The 15,072-nt window shown below is 65.3% G+C and carries 16 protein-coding genes; 8 read left to right on the top strand and 8 right to left on the bottom strand.

What is annotated here, in order from left to right:
• Nucleotides 1–5 precede the first annotated feature (5 nt).
• The 3 genes from AC56LK_RS22165 to ilvA form a co-directional block, all read right to left on the bottom strand.
• Nucleotides 6–488 carry a PTS sugar transporter subunit IIA gene (locus AC56LK_RS22165; RefSeq protein WP_497186633.1) on the bottom strand — a complete coding sequence of 161 codons (483 nt, stop codon included), beginning with the start codon at nucleotides 486–488 and terminating at the stop codon, nucleotides 6–8.
• 351 nt (nucleotides 489–839) lie between these two features.
• Nucleotides 840–1,673, bottom strand: a complete 834-nt coding sequence (gene queF / locus AC56LK_RS22170; protein ID WP_497186634.1) for an NADPH-dependent 7-cyano-7-deazaguanine reductase QueF — start codon at nucleotides 1,671–1,673, stop codon at nucleotides 840–842.
• Nucleotides 1,674–1,727: 54 nt separating this feature from the next.
• On the bottom strand, nucleotides 1,728–3,266 hold the full coding sequence (gene ilvA / locus AC56LK_RS22175; protein ID WP_497186635.1) for a threonine ammonia-lyase, biosynthetic: 1,539 nt from the start codon (nucleotides 3,264–3,266) through the stop codon (nucleotides 1,728–1,730).
• Nucleotides 3,267–3,463: 197 nt separating this feature from the next.
• Between ilvA and AC56LK_RS22180 the strand changes: the two genes are divergently transcribed.
• Nucleotides 3,464–3,967, top strand: coding sequence for a YqaA family protein (locus AC56LK_RS22180; protein WP_497186636.1), 504 nt, complete (start codon nucleotides 3,464–3,466; stop codon nucleotides 3,965–3,967).
• 185 nt (nucleotides 3,968–4,152) lie between these two features.
• Here AC56LK_RS22180 and AC56LK_RS22185 read toward each other — a convergent pair whose 3' ends face one another.
• Nucleotides 4,153–4,365, bottom strand: coding sequence for a hypothetical protein (locus AC56LK_RS22185; protein WP_497186637.1), 213 nt, complete (start codon nucleotides 4,363–4,365; stop codon nucleotides 4,153–4,155).
• A 23-nt stretch (nucleotides 4,366–4,388) separates the two neighbouring features.
• Between AC56LK_RS22185 and AC56LK_RS22190 the strand changes: the two genes are divergently transcribed.
• A complete protein-coding gene (locus AC56LK_RS22190; RefSeq protein ID WP_497186638.1) occupies nucleotides 4,389–5,129 on the top strand; it encodes a carbonic anhydrase in 741 nt (246 codons plus the stop codon).
• Nucleotides 5,130–5,153: 24 nt separating this feature from the next.
• Nucleotides 5,154–5,486 carry a hypothetical protein gene (locus tag AC56LK_RS22195; protein ID WP_497186639.1) on the top strand — a complete coding sequence of 111 codons (333 nt, stop codon included), beginning with the start codon at nucleotides 5,154–5,156 and terminating at the stop codon, nucleotides 5,484–5,486.
• Here the strand turns inward: AC56LK_RS22195 and AC56LK_RS22200 are convergent.
• On the bottom strand, nucleotides 5,449–7,656 hold the full coding sequence (locus AC56LK_RS22200; RefSeq protein ID WP_497186640.1) for a putative bifunctional diguanylate cyclase/phosphodiesterase: 2,208 nt from the start codon (nucleotides 7,654–7,656) through the stop codon (nucleotides 5,449–5,451). The two genes, AC56LK_RS22195 and AC56LK_RS22200, sit on opposite strands and share 38 nt — an antisense overlap.
• 124 nt (nucleotides 7,657–7,780) lie before the next feature.
• Between AC56LK_RS22200 and AC56LK_RS22205 the strand changes: the two genes are divergently transcribed.
• From AC56LK_RS22205 to AC56LK_RS22220, 4 genes are all read left to right on the top strand, one after another.
• Nucleotides 7,781–8,608 (top strand): oxygenase MpaB family protein, encoded by an 828-nt coding sequence (locus tag AC56LK_RS22205; protein ID WP_497186641.1) that lies wholly within the window; start codon nucleotides 7,781–7,783, stop codon nucleotides 8,606–8,608.
• Between the two features lie 208 nt (nucleotides 8,609–8,816).
• Nucleotides 8,817–12,827: a DUF3683 domain-containing protein gene (locus tag AC56LK_RS22210; protein WP_497186642.1), complete on the top strand. Its 4,011-nt coding sequence runs from the start codon at nucleotides 8,817–8,819 to the stop codon at nucleotides 12,825–12,827.
• The gene (locus tag AC56LK_RS22215; protein WP_497186643.1) at nucleotides 12,824–13,258 is read left to right on the top strand and encodes an HIT family protein; all 435 of its coding nucleotides are present in this window, start codon (nucleotides 12,824–12,826) and stop codon (nucleotides 13,256–13,258) included. The genes AC56LK_RS22210 and AC56LK_RS22215 overlap by 4 nt, the downstream gene beginning before the upstream one ends.
• A gap of 14 nt (nucleotides 13,259–13,272) precedes the next feature.
• Nucleotides 13,273–13,689, top strand: coding sequence for a gamma-butyrobetaine hydroxylase family protein (locus AC56LK_RS22220; RefSeq protein WP_497186644.1), 417 nt, complete (start codon nucleotides 13,273–13,275; stop codon nucleotides 13,687–13,689).
• Nucleotide 13,690: 1 nt separating this feature from the next.
• On the opposite strand, the gene AC56LK_RS22225 is transcribed toward AC56LK_RS22220, so the two are convergent.
• From AC56LK_RS22225 to AC56LK_RS22235, 3 genes are all read right to left on the bottom strand, one after another.
• Nucleotides 13,691–13,828, bottom strand: coding sequence for a WCX domain-containing protein (locus AC56LK_RS22225; protein WP_497186645.1), 138 nt, complete (start codon nucleotides 13,826–13,828; stop codon nucleotides 13,691–13,693).
• The gene (locus AC56LK_RS22230; RefSeq protein WP_497186646.1) at nucleotides 13,828–14,154 is read right to left on the bottom strand and encodes a helix-turn-helix transcriptional regulator; all 327 of its coding nucleotides are present in this window, start codon (nucleotides 14,152–14,154) and stop codon (nucleotides 13,828–13,830) included. The genes AC56LK_RS22225 and AC56LK_RS22230 overlap by 1 nt, the downstream gene beginning before the upstream one ends.
• 62 nt (nucleotides 14,155–14,216) lie before the next feature.
• Nucleotides 14,217–14,372, bottom strand: coding sequence for a hypothetical protein (locus AC56LK_RS22235; RefSeq protein WP_497186647.1), 156 nt, complete (start codon nucleotides 14,370–14,372; stop codon nucleotides 14,217–14,219).
• A 28-nt stretch (nucleotides 14,373–14,400) separates the two neighbouring features.
• On the opposite strand from AC56LK_RS22235, the gene AC56LK_RS22240 reads away from it, so the two are divergent.
• Nucleotides 14,401–14,781 carry a LysE family translocator gene (locus AC56LK_RS22240; RefSeq protein ID WP_497186649.1) on the top strand — a complete coding sequence of 127 codons (381 nt, stop codon included), beginning with the start codon at nucleotides 14,401–14,403 and terminating at the stop codon, nucleotides 14,779–14,781.
• Nucleotides 14,782–15,072: the final 291 nt, after the last annotated feature.

Genomic DNA, 15,072 nt, shown 5'->3' on the forward strand with positions numbered 1-15,072 from the left:
ACAGTTTAGCCCAAAGCCTGCAGGCTGGGTTGCCAGTTGATGATGCGCTCGTGGACCGATTTTGGATCCGGGTCGGTGGCCAGCGCGTTGCGCACGGCTTCGTCCGAGAACAGCTCGGCGATTTCCGACAGGATCTCCAGGTGCTGCTGGGTCACGTGGTCTGGAATCAGGAGGAAGAACAGCAGGTTGACCGGCTGGCCGTCGGGCGATTCGAAAGGAATCGGCTCCTTCAGGCGCACGAAGGCGGCCAGCGGCGACTTCAGGCTCTTGGAGCCCTTGACCCGTCCGTGCGGCACGGCGACACCATGGCCGAGGCCGGTGGAGCCGAGACGCTCGCGCGCGAACAGGTTGTCCGACACGGTCGAGCGGGCGATGCCGCAGTTGTTTTCGAAGATCAGGCCGGCCTGCTCGAATGCGCGCTTTTTGCTGGAAACTTCCAGGTCCAGCTGCACATTCTCGAGCGAGAGGATTTTGCTAAGGTTCGTCATGACTAGTGTGCGATGCACAGGGTAGCTGCTTGCGAGGCGGAATTATAGGCCTGTTTCAGGGCAGTGACATTCGATTTCGCATCTGTACGGGCATACAGTCGACTACATGGGGACGACTCGGCAAAAGCCTAGGGTTTTGTTATGAAATCTGCCTCGCAACAAAACGCAATTTCCTAAGCGAAAACGTCCGGAAACCACCGCAAAACGGGGGCAACGCGGCCCCGTCGCCATCTTTTCGACGTATGTTGCACTTATTTTAAGCAGCCCATTTCGTGCCGTTTTGACACGAAAAAAAGTGATGAGATGTGGCTGAAAACGCACAGCCGCCCTTGCGGCCATGCGTCCGTGATGTTATTGGCGCGCGGTGCGCAGGTTGCCCGGCTTGCCGGTGCTGAAGTTCGCGCGCCAGGGGTTGATGTCGAGGCCGCCGCGGCGGGTGTAGCGCGCATAGACCGCGAGCTTGGTCGGCTTGCACTGGCGCAGCACATCCATGAAGATGCGCTCGACGCATTGCTCGTGGAATTCGTTGTGCTCGCGGAAGCCGATCAGGTACTTGAGCAGGCCTTCCTGGTCGATCTGCGGGCCGACGTAGCGGATCTGCACGGTGCCCCAGTCCGGCTGGCCGGTGACCAGGCAGTTCGATTTCAGCAGGTGCGACACCAGGGTCTCCTCGACCGGGCCTTCCGCATGATTGGCCGACAACAGCGCCGGCGACGGCACATACTGGTCGATCTCGACGTCGAGGCGGTCGAGCAGGGTGCCCTCGAGCTCGCCCATCTTGAGGCTGCCGAAGGCATCCGGGGTGGTGATGCTCACGTGGACCGGCGCGCCGAAGGCGGCCGACAGATCCTGGCGCAGCAGCTCGCCCAGTGCATCGACGCCGGCCACGCGGGTCTGGTTGAAGGAGTTCAAATAGAGCTTGAACGACTTCGATTCGACGATGTTGGGCGAATCGGCGGGCGCCGTGATGGTGGCGATCGCCACCTGCGGCTTGCCGCGCATGTTCAGCCAGGACAGCTCGTAGGCGTTCCAGATGTCGACCCCGAAGAAGGGCAGGGTACCGCTGCCCAGGCCGATCTCCTCGCGCTTTTGCAGGCGCGGGATCGGAAACAGGAGCTCGGGAGCGTACTGGCTCTGGTACGCGGAGGATTTGCCAAGAGGCGATTGATCAGGAGTATTCATCATTCATCGATTGCGGATCCGGCCCGCATTGTGTGCTCGCCGGATCGCGTAGGGGGATCATGTCCCAAGGAATAGTTTGTAGACCGGATTGGCACTTTCGTCCCAGTACCGGTAGCCCAGCGTAGCCAGGAACTGGCGGAACTCGTCCATCTCCGCAGCCGGCACCTGCAGGCCGACCAGGATGCGTCCCACGTCGCCGCCCTGGTTGCGGTAGTGGAACAGCGAGATGTTCCAGTTCGGCGCCATGCTGTCCAGGAAGCGCATCAGCGCACCGGGCCGCTCGGGGAATTCGAAACGATACAGCAATTCGTCCTGCGCCAGCGCGCTTTTTCCGCCCACCAGGTGGCGAATGTGCAGCTTGGCCATCTCGTCGTGGGTCAGGTCGAGGGTGCGGAAGTCGTGCTCTTCGAAGGTACGCGCCAGCAGGCCGGATTCGCTGCGGCTGCCCACCTGCACGCCGACGAAGATGTGCGCCTCGCGCGCATCGCTGATGCGGTAGTTGAATTCGGTGACGTTGCGCGGGCCGACCAGGGCGCAGAAGCGGCGGAAGCTGCCGCGCTGCTCGGGGATGGTCACCGCGAACACGGCCTCGCGCGACTCGCCCAGCTCCGCGCGTTCGGCGACGAAGCGCAGGCGGTCGAAGTTCATGTTGGCGCCGCAGGCCACCGCCACCAGGGTCTCGCCCTTGACCGGGTTGCGCGCCATCTGCGAGCGTTCCACGTAGGCCTTGGCGCCCGCCACGGCCAGCGCGCCGGCCGGCTCGAGGATGCTGCGGGTGTCCTGGAACACGTCCTGGATCGCGGCGCAGATCGCGTCGGTGTCGACGATGATGATCTCGTCCACCACCAGCTGCGCCATGCGGAAGGTCTCTTCGCCCACCAGGCGCACCGCGGTGCCGTCCGAGAACAGGCCGACGTCGGTGAGCGTCACGCGCTGGCCGGCCTTCAGGCTTTTTGCCATCGCGTCCGAATCGATGGTCTGCACGCCGATCACCTTGATGTCCGGCCGCACCGCCTTAACGTAGGCGCCCACGCCCGCGACCAGGCCGCCGCCGCCGATGGCCACGAAGATCGCATGGATCGGACCGGAGTGCTGGCGCAGGATCTCCATGCCGATGGTGCCTTGGCCGGCGATCACGTCGGGATCGTCGAAGGGGTGGACGAAGGTCAGGCGCTGTTCCTTCTCCAGCAGCAGCGCGTGGTTATAGGCGTCGGTATAGGAGTCGCCGTGCAGGACCACCTCCACGCTGGCGCCGCCGCGCGACTTGACCGCGTCGATCTTCACCTGCGGCGTCGTGGTCGGCATCACGATCAGGGCGCGGCAGCCGAGGCGCGCCGCCGACAGGGCCACGCCTTGCGCGTGGTTGCCGGCCGAGGCGCAGATCACGCCGCGCTTGAGCTGCTCCGGCGTCAGGTTGGCCATCTTGTTGTAGGCGCCGCGCAGCTTGAAGCTGAACACGCTCTGCATGTCTTCGCGCTTGAAGTAAATGCGGTTGCCCATGCGGCCCGACAGGGTCGGTGCGTACTCGAGCGGGGTTTCTTGAGCGACGTCGTAGACGCGGGCGGTCAGGATTCTCTTGAGGTAGTCGGTTGTCATGGTCGGCAGTCGGGTGAGAAAGCCGGCGGGGATGGGCCGGCGGTCCGGACGACGCACACTGTTTTGCTCGGAGGGTGACCAGGGCGTGTAGTGACGATAGGGGGCCTGGATATCAGGCGCGGCGTATCGTGTCGTTACGTTAAGTGATCCTCATTATAATGGACACCTATCGCAAATGCTCGAGGCCCTCCTTCCCGATGATCGAAAACGCCGTTCTCTGGCTGCTGAACGTCCTTGCCGCGCCGACCGTCGGGCTGACCTCTATCTTCGTCATCAGCTTTATTTCGGCAACATTGCTGCCGCTCGGGTCGGAACCGGCCGTGTTCGCCGTGGTGAAGGCCAACCCGGCCATGTTCTGGCCGGCCGTCTTCGTGGGCACCCTGGGCAATACCCTGGGCGGGGCGGTCGATTACTTCGTCGGCTACCGCGCCAAGATCGCCTTCGCCAAGGAGCGCCAGAGCCGCTGGTTCGGCTGGCTCAAGAAATACGGCGCCAAGACCATGCTGCTGTCCTGGGTCCCGGGCGTGGGCGACCCGCTGTGCACCCTGGCCGGCTGGCTGCACCTGCCGTTCTGGCCGAGCGTGATGTACATGGCGATCGGGAAATTCGCGCGCTACGTGAGCATGACGGCGGTGCTGCTGTACATTCCGGACGGCTTCTGGAAGAGCATGGGCGCCTTCTTCGAGCGGCTGATCGGCTGAGTCCATCCTGCGCATGCAAGACTATCTTTCTCCCAGCAGCATCATCGATTTCGACGTTCCGGACGTCCTGGCCACGGCGCGCCGCCTGGCGGCTGCCGGCCGAACGCAGGCAGACATCGTACGCGCCTGCTTCGAGTTCGTACGCGACGAGATCGAGCACAGTGCCGATTACCGGCGCGACCCGGTCACCCGGTGTCGAGGCCTGCTTCGACCCGCAGCCAGTCGTCGTCGAAGTGCTTCAGCGCTGTCGCAGCCGCGAGGAAGTCCTGGCCGGGCTGCCCGACCTTGCCCGCGACCCGCAGGAGGAGGAGCCGAACGCCGCCTTGACTTGGCGCTAACGCATTCTTGACGCGGGCCTGCTTATCCTCGGTGCATCCGGACTGATCCGGAACAAGCATGGGATACTCCAGGAAAGGGTGGTATGAAAATGAAAGCGGCAGTATTGACGGCCTGCCTGATCGCCGCGGCGGCAGGTGCGCAGGCATCCGATGTGCATTGGGAATATGCGGGCAAGACCGGTCCGACCCACTGGGGAGAGCTGGAAGCTGGCTTCTCGTCCTGCAAGACCGGCAAGCAGCAGTCGCCGATCGATATCCACGGCGCCAGGGCGGCGAAGCTGGCCCCGATCGGTTTCCATTACGCGCCGGGAGCGGCAGAGGTCGTGAACAACGGGCACACTGTGCAGGTCAACCTCGCAGCCGGCGGTTCGGTCACGCTCCCCTCCGGTGACTACCAGCTGCTGCAGTTCCACTTCCACACACCGAGCGAGGAAACCATCAATGGCAAGCATTACCCGCTGGTGGCCCACCTGGTGCACAAGAACGATGCCGGCCAGCTCGCCGTGGTCGCCATCCTGTTCAAGCAGGGCAAGGAAAACGCGGCGCTGAAAGAGGTATTCGCCGGACTGCCGGCGGCGGTGGGAGACAGGCATCCGGTCGAAGGCGGCCTGGACGTCAGCGCGGCGCTGCCGGCGCAGCACGCCTATTACGCCTACATGGGTTCCCTGACCACGCCGCCCTGCAGCGAAGGCGTGCACTGGCAGGTGCTGAAGAAGCCGGTCGAGATCTCGAAGGCCCAGCTGGCGTCCTTCCGCACGCTGTACGCCATGAACGCGCGTCCCATCCAGCCCCTCAACGGCCGCGTCGTCCGGGCCGCCAACTGATCGGGTGGGGTATGATGCCGCTCCATGAACAAACCTCCAAGCATTCTTTCCCTGATTGCCGGCCTGGTCGTGCTGGCGGTGTTCGGTGTTGTTGGTGCTAAATACATGCTGGGCAAGCATTCGGCCTCCACGACGGACCAGCTCGCCATCGTCTGGCCCGACATCGCGACCATGCCGGCGCAGGAACGCGCCTTCCTCGTCGAGCTGGCGCTGACCTGCAACGTGGTGGCCCGCCGGCCGGTGCGCGCCGAGGTCATCGACTGCCTGCGTTCCACCACCGCGCAGATGCAGCCGGGGGCGAACCAACGGCTGGACCGCCTCATCCAGGGGGCGCCGCCTGCCGGCCAGGCGCGCTGATGCGCTCCGACAGGAAGACATGCAGCTGCGCAGCCGGCAGCGGCTTGCTGTACAGGTAACCCTGGAAGGACGTGCAGCCGCAGCGCACCAGCAGGTCGCGCTGCTCGCCTGTCTCGACGCCTTCCGCGATGACGGCCAGTCCCATGGCATGTCCGAGCGCGATGATGGCGACGACGATGGCGAGGTCATGGGGATCGTCCAGCAGGTTGTTCACGAAGGACTGGTCGATCTTGAGCTGGTCGAGGGGGAGCCGTTTCAGGTAGGTGAGCGACGAGTAACCGGTGCCGAAATCGTCCAGCGAAAAGCAGACGCCGTGTTCCTTGAGCCGCTCGATCTTGCCGATCGCACTGTCGATGTCCTCGACCAGCAGCGACTCGGTCAGCTCGATTTTCAGTTTGCGGGCATCGGCCCCTGAAGCCGCCAGCACGCTGAGCACGTCGGCGACGAAATCCGGCTGGCGAAACTGCAGCGCGCTGACGTTGACCGACACCGACACGGCCGCCGTCCCCGGATCGGCTGCCAGCCTGACCAGTTGCGCACAGGCTTCTTCCAGCACCCAGCGCCCGATCGGCAGGATCAGGCCGGTATCCTCGGCAAGGGGAATGAAGCTGCCCGGAGAGACCAGGCCGCGTTGTGGACTTTGCCACCGCACCAGCCCCTCGACGCCCGTGACCCTGCCCTCGCTGTCCAGCTGGGGCTGGTAGTGGAGCACGAGTTCGCCGCGCTGCAGGCCCTGGCGCAGTTCGGCCTCGAGTTCGGCCCGCGCCAGCGCATTCGCCTGGATCTTCGGATCGAAGAAACACACGGTATTCCGTCCCGCCGCCTTGGCCTGGTACATGGCCAGGTCGGCGCGCTTGAGCAAGTCGGACAGCGTGGCCGTACCGGGGCCAAACAGGGCGACACCCAGGCTGGGCGTGACCTGGCGCTCGTGTCCGTCCAGCTGGTAGGAGTCGTTCAGGGCATCGAGGATGCGCCGTGCGACGCCGGCGGCGTGGCGTGCCGCGGCGTCCCTGCACACGCCGATATCTTCCAGGACGATGACGAACTCGTCGCCGCCGAGCCTGGCCACCGTATCGCGCTCGGCGACGCTCGCGACCAGGCGCCTTGCGACCAGGTCGAGCAGCAGGTCGCCGTTGTCGTGGCCGAGCGTGTCGTTGATGTTCTTGAAATTGTCCAGGTCGAGCAGGAGCACCGCGCCGACGCGTCCGAGGCGCGCATGCAGGCCCACGGCATGCGAGAGGCGGTCCATGAGCAACTGCCGGTTCGGCAGGCCGGTGAGCGGATCGTAGAAGGCAAGCCTGCCGATCTGTTCATGGGCCAGCTTCATGTCGTGGATATCGGTGGTGGTGCCGTACCACTTGGTGATGTGGCCTTGCCCGTCCCGGATCGGCATGCCCTTGGCCAGGTGCCAGCGATAGCTGCCGTCGGCGCGGCGCAAACGGTATTCGGCCGAGAATACCGCACCGGTCCGCACCGACTCCGCCCAGACGCTCAGGGTGCGCTCGACGTCGTCGGGATGCAGCAGGCCGATCCATTGTTCGCCGATATTGGCCACGTCGGGAAGACCCGCATAGTCGATGATCGCCTGGTTGGCATAATCGATCCTGCCGTCCGGGGTCGCCGACCAGACGACGTAAGGCATCGAGTCGGCCAGGTGGCGGAAGCGGTCGCGCTGCGGCTCGGGCTCGCCGCGCCGGCAGCGGCGCAATTCGAGCTGCGCCATCGCTGCCTGCGCCAGGGTGTGCAAGCCTTCCAGCTGGGCAGGCGTGGGCGTGAAGGGCGCAAGGGCCATGACCGACAGGGCGCCCAGGACCTCGCCGTCCGAGCTCACCAGCGGCACGCCGGCGTAGGACCGCCATGCATGCCATTCCTGGAGCGTCTCGCCGCGCGGCAGGGCTTGCAGGTCGGCAATGACAAGCTCCGCTCCGCTGGCCACGACGCGGGCGCCGAGCGAGTCCTGGCGCGCCACTTCGATGGCGACCAGGCCGACGGCGGCCTTGCGCCATTCACGGGTTGCGTCGACGAAGCCGAGCGCCGCCATGGGGGCGCCACACAGCGTTGCCGCCAGGCGCACGAGGCGATCGAAGGCCTGCTCCGTATCCGTGTCGAGAACCTCGAAGGATTGCAGCGCTATCAGCCGGGATGATTCGATCGTATGATGAGAAGTCATGTTCAGCCGAATCCATTCAGCGTCACCGCCGGATCGCTTCCATTCTAGTCACGAATCATGAAACCCCGAGCATGATTGCATGTCGTTAACGAGGCCACCGATGCTGGAGGCGATACAGGATCTGATGCGTCCACCACCGGGCATGGCCTTCGACTTCAGCCAGCCGCCGGGCGAGCCGGCGCTGGCGCCGGCGGACGGCGTGTGCTGGCGGGTGTTCGCCAACCCGGTCTCGCTGTTCATCGGCGGGGTGGCGGCGGTGCTGCTCGAGCTGGCCGAGCCCTCGGTACGCGCGGGCGTGTGGGAGCAGGGCGGTTTCCGGCGCGACCCGGTGCTGCGCCTGCGCCGCACCGGCTTCGCCGCCATGATGACCGTCTACGGCCCGCGCTCGCATGCGGAACAGCTGATCGCCCAGGTGGTGCGGATGCACGACCGGGTGCAGGGCAGCACGCCCGACGGCCGCGCCTACCGCGCCAACGATCCGCGCCTGCTCGGCTGGGTGCATGCGACCGCCACTTTCGGCTTCACCGAGGCCTATCACCGTTACGTGCGCGCGCTGTCGCCGTTTGAGAAAGATGCCGCCTTCGCCGAAGGCGGACCGGCCGCGCGCTTGTATGGCGCGCTCGGTGCGCCATCCTCCTGGACTGCATGGGAAGAGCTGCTTGCCGCCACCGCGCCCGGCCTGGAAGGCTCCGCCACGCTGGCCGAATTCATGGGCATCGTGGCCGCGGCGCCGCTGCTTCCCGCGCCGCTGCGCCGGCTCCAGCACCTGCTGGTGCGCGCCGCCGTCGACATCACGCCCGAGCCGGTGCGCTCGCTGCCGCAGTTGCGCCGCCATGGCCTGCGGTTCGGCGAGGCGGCCCTGGTGCGCGCGCTGGCACGCGGCGCCGCGCTGCTGCCGCTGGGCGATACGCCGCCCGTGCAGGCTGCCCGGCGGGTGGCCGCCTCCGGCTAGCGCCTTACGCAATATGCATTTCTTTGCCGTCGTGCAAACGAATGATGCACTGCGGCCATTTTATGCAAACGAAATTTGCATGAAAGGCCCCCGATTGGCATTTCCTTGCGTCGGGCTCCGCTGTTTTCTGGCCGCTCCTCAGCGTGGTGCACCGCAATAAGCTAGAATGAATGTCCTTCGGACTCGTCCGACCGACGTCAAGCACTCCATGAACGCGCCCGCACACATCCATACCCTGCTCGCCGACAATGCTCCTGCACGCCTGCGCGAGATCCCCTACAACTACACCTCGTTCTCCGACCGCGAGATCGTGATCCGCCTGTTGGGGGAATCCTCGTGGCGCCTGCTCGACGAGCTGCGCGGCGCGCGCCAGACCGGCCGCTCCGCACGCATGCTGTACGAGGTGCTGGGCGATATCTGGGTGGTACGCCGCAACCCCTACCTGCAGGACGACCTGCTCGACAACCCGAAGCGCCGCCAGAAACTGATCGACGCGCTGCACCACCGACTGGGCGAGGTCGACAAGCGCCGCACCAGCGTGGACGTCGCCGAAGAGGGCGATGCGCAGGCAGCTAGCGCGCGCAGCGCCGCCGTCGGACAGCTGCTCGAAGCCGCACGCAAGGCGGTCGACGACTTCGCGCACGAGTTCCGCGAGACCTACGACCTGCGCAAGCGCGCCCAGCGCGTGCTCGGCGCCTACACCGACAAGCGCAACATCCGCTTCGACGGCATGCACCGCGTCTCGCACGTCACCGACGCCACCGACTGGCGCGTCGAATACCCCTTCCTGGTCCTGCTGCCGGACAGCGAGGAAGAGATGGCCGGCCTGGTCAAGGGCTGCATCGAACTGGGCCTGACCATCATCCCGCGCGGCGGCGGCACCGGCTACACCGGCGGCGCGATTCCGCTGACGCCGATGTCGGCCGTGATCAACACCGAAAAACTGATCGGCCTCGGCGAAGTCGAGATGAGCCGCCTGCCGGGCGTGGACCGCGAGTACGCGACCATCCACACCTTTGCCGGCGTCGTCACCCAGCGCGTCTCGCAGGCGGCCGAGAAGGCCGGCTTCGTGTTCGCGGTCGACCCGACCTCGGCCCACGCCTCCTGCATCGGCGGGAACATCGCCATGAACGCGGGCGGCAAGAAGGCCGTCCTGTGGGGCACCGCGCTCGACAACCTGGCTTCCTGGCGCATGGTCGACCCGAACGGCGACTGGCTCGAAGTCACGCGCATGGACCACAACCTCTCTAAAATCCACGACGCGCCGGTCGCCACCTTCAAGCTCGAATGGACTCACCCGACGCCACGCGGCGGCGCCAAGGGCGAGCCGTTCCGGGTCGAGACCCTGGCCATCGAAGGCCGCCGCTTCCGCAAGGAAGGCCTGGGCAAGGACGTCACCGACAAATTCCTGGCCGGCCTGCCGGGCATCCAGAAAGAGGGCACCGATGGCCTGATCACCTCGGCGCGCTGGATTCTGCACAAGATGCCGAAGTTCACCCGCACCGTGGCGCTGGAGTTCTTCGGCCAGGCGCGCGATGCGATCCCGTCGATCGTCGAGATCAAGGACTACCTCGACAGCCTGCCGAAGAACGGCGATCCGGCCTTCGCCACGCTGCGCCTGGCGGGCCTGGAGCACCTGGACGAGCGCTACCTGCGCGCGGTCGGCTACGCCACCAAATCGAAGCGCGGCGTGCTGCCGAAGATGGCGCTGTTCGGCGACATCGTCGGCGACGACGAGAACGCCGTCGCCATCGCCGCCTCGGAAGTGGTGCGCCTGGCGAACACCCGCGTCGGCGAAGGTTTTGTCGCCGTCAGCGCGGAAGCGCGCAAGAAATTCTGGCTCGATCGCGCCCGTACAGCAGCCATCGCGCGCCATACCAACGCCTTCAAGATCAACGAAGACGTGGTGATCCCGCTGAACCGCATGGGCGAGTACACCGACGGCATCGAGCGCATCAACGTCGAGCTGTCGATCAAGAACAAGCTGAAGCTGGCCGACGAGCTGCGCCGGTACCTGTCGAACGAACACCTGCCGATCGAGAAGAGCGACGACGCCACCGGCGACACCGTCGACCGCAACGAGATCCTGGGTGACCGTCCGCAGCAGGCGGTGGCGCTGGTCGAACAGGTCACGGCGCGCTGGGCCTTCATCCTGGCCAACCTCGACGCCAGGCTGGGCGACGTACGCGGCAAGCTCGACGATCTGGGCCTCGACCACCTGTCCTCGACCCTGGACCAGCGCATCGGCAACCAGCCGGACGCCCTGCTGTTCGACGTGGTCCAGGACCACAGCATCCGCGTCTCCTGGAAGCAGGAGCTGCGCGCGCCGCTGCGCCAGATCTTCAACGGCGCCGCCTACAAGTGCATCCTCGACGAATGCTCGGCCATCCACAAGCGCGTGCTGCGCTCGCGCGTGTTCGTGGCCCTGCACATGCACGCCGGCGACGGCAACGTGCACACCAACCTGCCGGTGAACTCGGACGACTACGCGATGCTGCAGGACGCCCACCAGGCCGTCGAGCGCATCATGGCGCTGGCGCGCTCGCTGGACGGCGTGATCTCGGGCGAGCACGGCATCGGCATCACCAAGCTGGAATTCCTGCTCGACTCCGAGATCCAGGAATTCCGCGACTACAAGCTGCGCGTGGACCCGGAAGGCCGCTTCAACCGCGGCAAGCTGCTGAACCTCGACGGCGCCCATGCCGACCTGCGCAACGCCTACACGCCGTCGTTCGGCCTGATGGGCCACGAATCGCTCATCATGCAGCAGAGCGACATCGGCGAGATCGCCAACAGCATCAAGGACTGCCTGCGCTGCGGCAAGTGCAAGCCGGTCTGCACCACCCACGTGCCGCAGGCTAACCTGCTGTACTCGCCGCGCGACAAGATCCTCGCCACCTCGGCCCTGATCGAAGCCTTCCTGTATGAAGAGCAGACCCGCCGCGGCGTCTCGATCCGCCACTGGGAAGAATTCGAGGACGTCTCCGACCACTGCACCGTGTGCCACAAGTGCGTGACGCCGTGCCCGGTCAACATCGACTTCGGCGACGTCTCGATGAACATGCGTAACCTGCTGCGCAAGATGGACAAGCGCAGCTTCAAGCCGGCCAACCGCGCCGCCATGTTCTTCCTGAACGCGACCGATCCGACCACCATCAATGCCACCCGCAAGGTGATGGTGGACTGGGGCTACAAGGCCCAGCGCCTGGGCAACCAGATGCTGCGCGGCCTGGCCAAGCCGCAGGTGGAAGCGCCGCCTCCGACCACCGGCAAGACGCCGGTGCGCGAGCAGGTGATCCACTTCATCAACAAGAAAATGCCGGGCAACCTGCCGAAGAAGACCGCGCGCGCGCTGCTCGACATCGAGGACGACAAGGTCATCCCGATCATCCGCAACCCGAAGGCGACCAACGCCGACACCGAAGCCGTGTTCTACTTCCCGGGCTGCGGCTCGGAGCGCCTGTTCTCGCAGGTGGGCCTGGCGACCCAGGCGATGCTGTGGGAAGTGGGCGTGCAGACCGTGCTGCCGCCGGGCTATTTGTGTTGCGGATACCCCCAACGGGGAGCAGGCCAGTACGACAAGGCCGACAAGATGATGACGGATAACCGCGTGCTGTTCCACCGCATGGCCAACACGCTGAACTACCTCGACATCAAGACGGTCCTGGTGTCCTGCGGTACCTGCTACGACCAGTTGGCGACCTACGAGTTCGAGAAGATCTTCCCGGGCTGCCGCATCATGGACATCCACGAATACCTGCTCGAGAAGGGCGTGAAGCTGGAAGGCGTGAGCGGCACCCGCTACATGTACCACGACCCCTGCCACACGCCGATGAAGATGCAGGATTCGCTCAAGACCGTGAACGCCTTGGTGTCGACCGTCGACAACGTCAAGATCGAGAAGAACGACCGCTGCTGCGGCGAGTCGGGCACCTTCGCCGTCAGCCGTCCGGACATCGCGACCCAGGTGCGCTCGCGCAAGCAGGGCGAGATGGAGAAGGGCGCGGACAAGCTGCGCGACGACGGTTTCAAGGGCGAGGTCAAGATCCTCACCAGCTGCCCGTCCTGCTTGCAGGGCCTGTCGCGCTACAACCATGATTCCGGCACCACCGCCGACTACATCGTGGTGGAGATGGCCAAGCACCTGCTGGGCGAGAACTGGCTGCCCGACTACGTCGCGCGCGCCAACAACGGCGGCATCGAAAGGGTGCTGGTATGAAGGAAGTGCGGCGCCAGCCGGGCTGCGAACTGTGCGAGCTTGCCGTACCCGCGGTCTGGCAGAACGAGAAGCTCTCGGTCATCCTGGTCGACGATGCGGCCTATCCCGGCTTTTGCCGCGTGATCTGGCGCGAGCACGTGCGCGAGATGAGCGAGCTGTCGCATGAAGATCGCCTGCAGCTGAACGAGGCGGTCTACCAGGTCGAGCTGGCGGTACGCGAGGTGATGGGACCGCTGAAAATCAACGTGGCCAGCCTCGGCAACGTGGTGCCGCACCTGCACTGGCATATCATTCCGCGTTATGCGGACGATGCGCATTTCCCGGCGCCGGTGTGGGCACAGGTGGCGCGCCAGACCGATGAAGCGACCCTGGCCGCGCGCCGTGCGCTGCTGCCCGAGCTGGCAGCCGCCATCGCCAAGCGTTTCAATTAAGAAGAGGAGATCCCATGCCCAATCCACTCGATATCGCCGTGCGCCAGAAATCGCGCGTGCTGGAAATCGCCTTCGACGACGGCCGCAGCTTTTCGATCCCGTTCGAACTGATGCGCGTGTACTCGCCCTCGGCCGAAGTGAAGGGCCACGGCCCGGGCCAGGAAGTGCTCCAGGTCGGCAAGCGCGAGGTCGGCATCAGCGGCGTCGAGCCGGTCGGGAACTACGCGATCAAGCCGCTGTTCGACGACGGCCACGGCAGCGGCATCTTCACCTGGGATTACCTCTACAAGCTGGGCAGCGAGCAGGACGCGCTGTGGCAGCAATACCTGGGCCGCCTGCACGCCGCCGGCTTCGCAGGCGACAGCGGCCGCGAAGCGGGCACGGAACTGCCGGGCGCGGCGCCGAAGTCGGGCTGCGGGCATCAGCACTAAACTACAACTGCCTTAACAGCCCCTCCGCACACTCCCTGACCGCCTCGCGCAGCTCCGGCGGCCGCCGTATCTCGAAGCCGAAGGGCAGGCTCGCCAGCTGCCGCGCGAACCAGGCGATATCGTCCGACTGGTTGTACATCACCACGCCATCCCCGGCCTGCTCGAACACTCCGATCGTATCGAAGAACTGCGCCTGCGCGCCGCCAGCAGGCCGACCGACAGCGCCAGTGCTTCGTCCTCGCTGAACATCAGCGGCGGCAGCTTGAAGCCGGCCACCAGCGCATAGCCGCCGGCGCGTCCGCGTTCGGCCGTCACCGGGATGCCCATTTCCTCCAGCGTCGCGATGTAGCGCCGCACGGTGCGTTCGTCCACCTCCAGCCGCGCCGCCAGTTCAGTGCCGCTGAGCTGGCCATGGGCCTGCAGCAGTTCGAGCATGGCCAGCACGCGCGCCGCCGGTTTCGTCATGGGCTTCTCCTTAATCAGGGCAGATTATGTCCTGATTTTCCTTTAGCTTGCTGTTTTGCTCTTCAAATTAAAGGAAAAAGAAAATGGCTGATTTCGCCCATCTGGGGCTGTTCTTCGTGGTGGTCTTCGGCGTGATCGCGCTTCCCGGGCTGGACATGGCCTTCGTGCTGGCCAGCGCGCTGCGCGGCGATCCTGGCGCTGTGGCCGCCGCTGTTCAATGCAGTACTGCTCGCGGGGGCGCTCTACATCGGCTGGATCGGCTGGACCCTGTTGCGCACGCGCCAAGGTGTGATGCTGCCGGCAGCGGGAAGCGTCCCGCGCGGCCGTTCGGTCTTCCTGCAGGGGATGCTGACCTGCATGCTCAACCCGAAGGCCTATGTGTTCATGCTGGCGATCTTCCCGCAGTTCCTGCGCCCGGAACGCGGCCAGCTGTGGGCCCAGGCCGCCGCGCTGGGGCTGATCACGAGCTTCACCCAGGCGGTGGTCTACGGGGCGGTGGCGGTCGGCGCGGTGCGCGCGCATCGCTGGCTGGCGGGGAATCCGCGCGCGGGGCTGGCAGCGGCGCGCACGGTTGGGACGGTGCTGGTCGGGGCGGCCTTGCTCACCGTGCTGCAGGGCTGGGCATGAAGAAGCGTCAACGCTAAATCGTTTCACTCATTGAATACGGGAATAACACGCGGGGGAGCGAGGAATAAACGCTAATCACACCAAGTTAATAAATAAACCTAATTTAACCCGCTCATTTAATAGAAGTTTCCGCTATTAAACAATACTAAAAAGAATTTTATTCGCGTATTTTGAGGTTCTTCGCGGGAAATGGGGGAAGACGGGATTGACGAACTGAGCGGGAGGTGGTGGCGGAGGTTTGATGTTGGTAGATTGATAGTCGCCAAACAAATCAGTCTGTCAAACCACCGC

Source organism: Telluria sp. ZB4P36 (assembly GCF_059685865.1).

What these genes read in the sequence shown, in the direction of transcription:
- ilvA (WP_497186635.1), bottom strand. Translation starts at nt 3,266, where the DNA reads ATGACAACCGACTACCTCAAGAGAATCCTGACCGCCCGCGTCTACGAC.
- AC56LK_RS22180 (WP_497186636.1), top strand. Translation starts at nt 3,464, where the DNA reads ATGATCGAAAACGCCGTTCTCTGGCTGCTGAACGTCCTTGCCGCGCCG.
- AC56LK_RS22200 (WP_497186640.1), bottom strand. Translation starts at nt 7,656, where the DNA reads ATGACTTCTCATCATACGATCGAATCATCCCGGCTGATAGCGCTGCAA.
- AC56LK_RS22195 (WP_497186639.1), top strand. Translation starts at nt 5,154, where the DNA reads ATGAACAAACCTCCAAGCATTCTTTCCCTGATTGCCGGCCTGGTCGTG.
- AC56LK_RS22205 (WP_497186641.1), top strand. Translation starts at nt 7,781, where the DNA reads ATGCGTCCACCACCGGGCATGGCCTTCGACTTCAGCCAGCCGCCGGGC.
- AC56LK_RS22190 (WP_497186638.1), top strand. Translation starts at nt 4,389, where the DNA reads ATGAAAATGAAAGCGGCAGTATTGACGGCCTGCCTGATCGCCGCGGCG.
- AC56LK_RS22185 (WP_497186637.1), bottom strand. Translation starts at nt 4,365, where the DNA reads ATGCTTGTTCCGGATCAGTCCGGATGCACCGAGGATAAGCAGGCCCGC.
- AC56LK_RS22210 (WP_497186642.1), top strand. Translation starts at nt 8,817, where the DNA reads ATGAACGCGCCCGCACACATCCATACCCTGCTCGCCGACAATGCTCCT.
- AC56LK_RS22165 (WP_497186633.1), bottom strand. Translation starts at nt 488, where the DNA reads ATGACGAACCTTAGCAAAATCCTCTCGCTCGAGAATGTGCAGCTGGAC.
- AC56LK_RS22220 (WP_497186644.1), top strand. Translation starts at nt 13,273, where the DNA reads ATGCCCAATCCACTCGATATCGCCGTGCGCCAGAAATCGCGCGTGCTG.
- queF (WP_497186634.1), bottom strand. Translation starts at nt 1,673, where the DNA reads ATGATGAATACTCCTGATCAATCGCCTCTTGGCAAATCCTCCGCGTAC.
- AC56LK_RS22215 (WP_497186643.1), top strand. Translation starts at nt 12,824, where the DNA reads ATGAAGGAAGTGCGGCGCCAGCCGGGCTGCGAACTGTGCGAGCTTGCC.
- AC56LK_RS22225 (WP_497186645.1), bottom strand. Translation starts at nt 13,828, where the DNA reads ATGTACAACCAGTCGGACGATATCGCCTGGTTCGCGCGGCAGCTGGCG.
- AC56LK_RS22230 (WP_497186646.1), bottom strand. Translation starts at nt 14,154, where the DNA reads ATGACGAAACCGGCGGCGCGCGTGCTGGCCATGCTCGAACTGCTGCAG.